This is a genomic window from Aquiflexum sp., from assembly GCF_041749095.1.
In the GTDB taxonomy this organism is placed as follows: Bacteria; Bacteroidota; Bacteroidia; order Cytophagales; family Cyclobacteriaceae; genus Aquiflexum.
In genome coordinates, this window is sequence record NZ_JBGTCA010000190.1 from 1 (window position 1) to 6,891 (window position 6,891).

The window sequence follows — 6,891 nt, forward strand, 5'->3', positions numbered from 1 at the left end:
TTTTTGTCAAGAAAAAAAGTAACTATATAAATGGCATTTCGATTACCTCATGTTTGAGAATCCAGTATCTGGTTGCTTGCTAGAAAGCGGATTCCCAGAAAAATAACTTCATAGATCATAAAAAAATAGTTTGAAGCACTAACAGCTTTAGATAATTCCTCCTATCCGGGAACTCGGATATTTGGCGTCAAGCAGTGATTTCAAATACTTTATTCACTTTTTTTAAAAAAATTTAATTTTTGATTACGGGTTTTAATCGGAACCATTGTCTTTAGGATTAAAGTCTCGCAAAATTAATGGAGCAATATAAAGACATAGACGGAAAGATAGTAAAATTCCTGAATGCTACCGCTACCAAGGAAGAAAGAGCGGTAGTTGACCAATGGGTTCAGGCTTCCAAAAACAACGAATTCCAATTTCAAAAACTGAAGCTGATTTGGGAGGAGCCTGCACAGGATGCCAAGTTGATCGGCCATGAGGAGCAAAAGAAAAAAATATGGAAGGCCTTTGCCTCCGGAAACCATAAATCCAAAAACATTCCTGTCATTCCCTTATACCGAAGGACTTGGTTAAGGATTGCAGTGGTATTGGCCATCATCCTGTTTCCGGTTTACACACTTTATTTCCACAATAAGGATATCATTGAAGATAATATCCGGGAAACGAGTTTGATCACTAAATCCAACCCTACCGGGCAAAAGTCTTTGATACAGCTTCCTGATGGATCAAAAGTTTGGTTGAATTCCGATAGCCGGATCAGTTACCATGAGCGTTTTTCCGATTCCCTCCGTTCCATCAATTTGAAGGGTGAGGCCTATTTCGAGGTAGTAAGTGATAGCCTTAGGCCTTTTGTAGTGGATTTCGGGTCGCTTTCGGTTATAGTATTAGGGACTGAATTCAACATCAGTGCTTTTGAAGCCGAAAAAGATTTTAAGGTCACTTTGGTGGAGGGCTCAGTTAAAGTATCCAATTCCACGGTGGAGAACAATTTAATTCTTAAGCCGGGAACAGGCCTTATCTATTCCAGAGAGAAAAATGGTTACCGGGAATTTTCCAAATATGGTGATCCCGAACTTTTTATTAAAACCACAGAATGGAGAAATGGCAATCTTGTTTTTGATGGCAGAAACTTTGAGGATTTTGTCCGTGAAATCAAACGATGGTATGGTGTTCAGGTTCAGGTAAAGGGTATCCCGCCTTCGGGCTGGAATATCCGGGCAAGTTTTGAAAATGAACTGCTGATCAACGTAATGGATGCGGTCTCCTTCAATAAAGGATTCAGTTATGCACTAAAGGATAAAGAATTGATTATTATGTTTAACTAAAATATATAGCCTATAGATAGATAGAAAAAAGAAGAAAAAAACACCGTATTGATCTGGCAATCAACACGGTGATAATCAGTTGTATTGCGTGTTAAAACAATAAACCTTTTAAAATTATGAAAAAAAGATTACTTAAACTAATCCTCATGGGGGTAACCTACACCTTTATTGGCATGGTATTCCAGTTGCTGTTTATCAATATGCTCTGGGCCACGGAAACGCATGCACAGCGTGTGAAAAGCATACAGGATGTGGTGATCCAGATAGAGATCCACGACAAGACGCTTACGGAAACTTTCAGTTTACTGGAGCGTAAATCACCTTTTACTTTTGTCTATGACAAAAAGGATGCATTTCTTTCCAGAAAGTTCAGTCTAGAAAAGCAGACGCTATCTATTGAGGAAATTCTTGTGGCCATTGCCCGGGAAAATAAGCTCAGGTTCAAGCAGATCAACAACAACATCACGGTAAGTAAACCTGCGATCTATACAGATAAAGTAATAGAGGTAGTGGAAATCAATATTGAAATTACCGGAAAGGTAACCGACGAAAACGGGGGACCTCTCCCCGGTGCAACGGTCACTGTGGCCGGGACCACTTCCGGTACCGTGACGGACTTGGACGGCAACTTTTCGCTGACGGTCCCGGACAATGCAGTGCTTGTTTTTTCATTTATAGGGTACGAGACCCAAAGGATATCATTGGATAACAGGTCAATAATCAATGTAACCATGAATCCGGATTTGTCTTCATTGGATGAAGTGATTGTAGTCGGATATGCAGAGCAAAGCCAAGCCTCTTTGACCACCGCAGTTTCAACTGTAAAGGGCAAAGATCTTATCAATCAGGCAACAGGTGATGTTAGGAAAGCCCTTCAAGGTACAGTACCGGGTTTGACTATAATAGACCAAGGTGGCGCGCCAGGTCAGGAAGATTTTTCCATAAGGATTCGTGGGATTACTTCTGTAAACAACACCAATCCTCTTGTTCTGGTGGATGGAATGGAGCAGCAGCTAATTAATGTTGATGCCAATGCCATAGAGAGCGTCACAGTCCTTAAAGATGCTGCTTCTACTGCTATTTATGGTTCACGTGGTGCCAATGGCGTTATCCTGATCACCACCATCAAAGGACAGGAAGGTAAATTGAGGGTAACCTACAATGGGTTTTATGGCACCTCCTTCCCCACCCGTAGGCCTGAGTCCATTGATACGAAAAATTACATGGAAATGCAAAACCTTGCTTTTGCCAACTCAAGAAATCCAAATGTACCTTTTCCAGATATTGACGGATACCTTGAAAATATGAGAAATTACCCCGATTTATATCCAAAGGCATTCCCAGGAACTGATGATTTTTTTAATTGGGCTCCTGTTGCCAAACACTCTGTGGTATTGACAGGAGGTTCAAAAAACATACAAACCATGTTTAATCTTGCTTTTGAAGACCAGGCAAGCATTATACCAGGCAGTCACTCTGACAGAATTCAATTGAGATCAAATAATGATTTCCGCATAAATGACAATGTAAAAACATTTGTAAATATTTCATACAACAGACTTAATGCTGTTAGCCCTAATAATATAAACCAATGGTACTATCAGTTGATGATGGAACCTAGTGAATTTCAAAATCAACGATTTCCGGATGGGACTTACGGATTTTCTAATAAAGGAGAAAATATATGGTTTATGACCGATCATCAATATATGGGCAAGAAGGAAACGACCAATGATGATTTAGTATTATCCGGTGGTATTGATGTTAAATTCTTAAAAAACTTCAAGTATCAGTTTTCCTATCTTGCGAATGCGAATCAGGATATGATTTCAGCTAATTCTCCAAGGTATCAAATTAGAAATTATTGGAATGAAAATTCTACCGTTTCTAGAAGGGATATTAATGATTATTCAGAAGAAAGGGATTTACGGATCAGAACAACCATGAATCACATATTGTTATACAATAATAGCTGGGGTGACCATGGCATCAACATACTTACCGGATATTCAGAAGATTATTTTAAGCGAAAAGGTGTGTATGCCCTGGGAAGAAATTTTTATAATAATGAAATTAGAAATTTGGAGCAAAGTGATCCTGAGCAAAGAGTAATCCGCAATAGATTTGCCGAATGGGGCCTACGTTCGTTTTTTGGTAGAGCGGGTTACGCTTACAAAGAAAAATATTTTGTTGAAGTGAACAGCAGGTATGATGGTTCTTCTAGATTTCCCCAAGGTAAAAAATACGGATTTTTTCCGTCTGGATCAGTTGCCTGGAGAATGTCAGAAGAAAATTTCTGGAGTTCATTAAGCAATGCTATCAGTGATTTCAAATTAAGATATTCTTACGGGATTACAGGCAATCAGGAAATTGGGAATTATACCCATATACCAAGACTGGAAGTAAATAACAATTATGTTTTTTATAACCCTTCAACAGGCAATGAAGAAATTGTAACTGGAGTAGGATTGAATGACCTTGCCAGTACCGAATTGTCATGGGAAAGAACCATGCAACATAATTTTGGAATTGATATGTCATTTCTAAGTGGTAAAATTTTGTTCTCTTTCGATGTATTTGATAAAGTTACTGACGGGATTTTACTTGACGTACCCATACCTGGAGTTATTGGGCTCAATCCTTCCAAAACAAACGCAGGGGTTATTTCTAATAAGGGTTGGGAATCAATTCTTACTTATAGAGGTGAAATTAAAAATTTCAAATACAGTGTAAGTGGCAATGCTTCTTTTGTATCGGATAGAATTGAGGATTTTGGAGGATTGCCAAAACAATTTTTGTTCAATAATAGGTATTATCGAGAGGTAGGCTCTTCACTTTACTCCCTGAATGGTTTTTTAGTAGAGGGATTTTACAGGAATCAGGACGAAATAAACAATTCACCTGCTCGAGGAAACCGGGCTGCTTTATTTCCCGGTGACCTGAGGTACAAAGATGTGAGTGGTCCTGAAGGCCAACCTGATGGCATTATAAATAATTCTGATATGGTTGATCTTGGCTATGGGGTTCCTAGATATTTTTATGGCTTTATCGCTGATATGGAATGGAAAGGATTGGATCTTAATATGTTGTGGCAAGGTGCTGCTGGTCATCATGTACATTTATTTGGAAAATTGATTGAATCTGGTGGATATGGGGGTTGGATGCCTGCTTTTGCAGCAGAAGGTTACTGGACTGGCCCTGAAGACGTCAATGCCCGCTTTCCAATTGTAAGGCAAAACCCCGGAAACAATATTCAGGCAAGTGATTTTTGGTTGGAAAAGGGAGATTATTTCCGATTAAAATCACTGACCATTGGGTATTCATTGCCAGAATCATTGGTAGGCAGAGTGGGAATAGAAAAATTTAGAATATATGCCAATGCAATTAATCCAATCACATTTTCAAAACTTTACAGAGATTGGCAATTAGATCCTGAAGGACGAATCGGAAGTCTTCGTTACGATTATTTCCCACAGGTCAGGTCCTATAACCTAGGCGTTATGCTTACCTTCTAATACTTCCAAATGTTGAATTATATAAACATATATAAGATGAAAGAGAAATTATTTAAAATAATGGTTATTGCCATAGTGTTTGTTTCTTGCGATGATGATTTACTGGATAAGTATCCCGCTGATACACTAAATCCATCAAATTTCTGGACTTCTGAATCTGATGCAGAAGCTGCTGTAAACAATTTATATACAAGACTCCCAGAATTTAGAGGTTGGATGTACCGTGAGATTTTGAGTGATTATGCAATTGGTTCATCTGGCGATGAAGGTAGAAATAATGTAAATGAAGGAACCAATGATGCCAATGCGGGCTTTTACAGAACTTTGTGGAACGATTATTTCAGAACGATTGCAGCTACAAATTATTTTCTGGAAAACATTGACAAGGTTCCAAATCTATCAGTTTCAGTTCGCAATCGCATGAGTGGTGAAGCTCGGTTTATTCGAAGCTTTGCTTATTTAAACCTTATTATGGACTTTGGGGATGCCCCTTTGATCACAAGGTCTCTGACTGTGTCTGAGGGGGCTTCAATAGCAAGAACCGGCAGGTTTGAAATATTTAATTTCATACTAAATGAAATGGATGATATTGTCGATGATATACCCTCTCGCACTGAATACATCGGTGCAGGTAAGGGTATAGGGCGGGTAACAAGTGGGGCAGTTTTGGCAATCAAGGCAAGGGCAAGCTTATTTGCGGGTACTCTAGCAAAGAATTTTTCTGGACCTGCCCCGGTTTCCTATTTTCAAGCATGTGTATCTGCATGCCAAGATATTTTGAATTCTGGCGAGTACAATCTTTTTAATGATTTTGGCAGATTATTCAAATATGATGGCCAATATTCCAATGAGGTTATTCTATCAAGAATGTATTCAAAAGATGTTTTGAGTCATAATTTTTTTAACAATAATGCGCCACAGGAACTGACAGGTAGAGCTACCGTAGACTTGAGTATTTCACGGGATCTGGTAAATCGTTTTCAGATGCAGGCAACAGGACGTTCTATTTCGGATCCACTCTCTACGTATAACCCGAATGATCCACATTTGGGAAGAGATCCAAGGATGGAGCATACTGTATTTTTCGCGGCCTTTGACAATACATCTCATGTGTCAATTGTAAATGGAAGAAGATGGGACATGAGACCCAATTTGCCTGCTGACCTCAAAGTGGCTGATGTTTTAAGTCAACTCGGGGGTGCCAACAAAACCGGTTATGCGGTTCGGAAATATATAGATGAAGACCGCGATGCAGGGCAAGGCAACAATGATGGTATGAACCTGATTTTGTTTCGCTATGCAGATGTATTATTGATGTATGCAGAAGCACTTGTAGAATTGAATCAAGAGATGACAAAAGCTGTAGATCTGATTGATATGATCCGTACAAGGGCTGGTATGCCAGTATTGTCAGAAAGTGGCTACACAGCTTCAGATTTTCAAAATCAAAACACCATGCGCAGCATTGTTCATCAGGAGCGTTCGGTAGAAATGGCCTTGGAGGGCTTAAGAATATTTGACATCAGAAGGTGGAAAATCGCTGAAAACGTGATAGATGGACCGGTACCGGGAATTTCATACATTGATTATGAGACTGGGGAATTGGTACACCATAACTGGTTTACCAGGGTAAGGATTTTTGATCCTGCCAGAGACTATTTATTTCCTGTTCCTGAAGCTGAACGCCAAATCAATCCAAATTTGGGCCAGAACACCAACTGGTAAATGATTTAAGTCATTGAGATCTTCTAGGTCAGCACTATGCTACACCATATAATGAACCTGGAAGATCAGACAACCTGACCTCCCGTAAACTGAACTGCCATGGACTTGAAGATAAGTTTCAGGTCTGTACCGGGATAGATTGTCTTGGTTTCGGTCAGGGTTTTGCACAGTTCACCTGCCGCCCTGGTCCTTCTCGGGTAGGAAAGTGAGTGGATTGTTACGGTAAGGGTTTTGTTCAGGTAGTCCGGACATATATCGGCGGGTGTTGTGAAAATTTCCTTGAACAGTGTCCTTCCGTCCTTTTGAGAGTTTGCATAATGGGGTGC

At 39.6% G+C, this 6,891-nt stretch carries 4 protein-coding genes; 3 read left to right on the forward strand and 1 reads right to left on the reverse strand.

Annotation, left to right across the window (positions count from 1 at the left end; all coding sequences use genetic code 11):
* Positions 1-296 precede the first annotated feature (296 nt).
* The 3 genes from ACEW8O_RS09245 (at position 297) to ACEW8O_RS09255 (ending at position 6,565) form a co-directional block, all read left to right on the forward strand.
* On the forward strand, positions 297-1,325 hold the full coding sequence (locus ACEW8O_RS09245) for a FecR family protein (protein WP_373494341.1): 1,029 nt from the start codon (positions 297-299) through the stop codon (positions 1,323-1,325).
* A gap of 116 nt (positions 1,326-1,441) precedes the next feature.
* Entirely contained in the window at positions 1,442-4,840 is a 3,399-nt protein-coding gene (locus ACEW8O_RS09250) for a SusC/RagA family TonB-linked outer membrane protein (protein WP_373494342.1), read from the forward strand.
* A 36-nt stretch (positions 4,841-4,876) separates the two neighbouring features.
* Positions 4,877-6,565 (forward strand): RagB/SusD family nutrient uptake outer membrane protein, encoded by a 1,689-nt coding sequence (locus ACEW8O_RS09255; RefSeq protein WP_373494343.1) that lies wholly within the window; start codon positions 4,877-4,879, stop codon positions 6,563-6,565.
* 65 nt (positions 6,566-6,630) lie between these two features.
* Here ACEW8O_RS09255 and ACEW8O_RS09260 read toward each other — a convergent pair.
* Positions 6,631-6,891, reverse strand: a 261-nt coding sequence (locus tag ACEW8O_RS09260; protein WP_373494344.1) for a putative transposase, incomplete at its 5' end; no start/stop codon positions are given.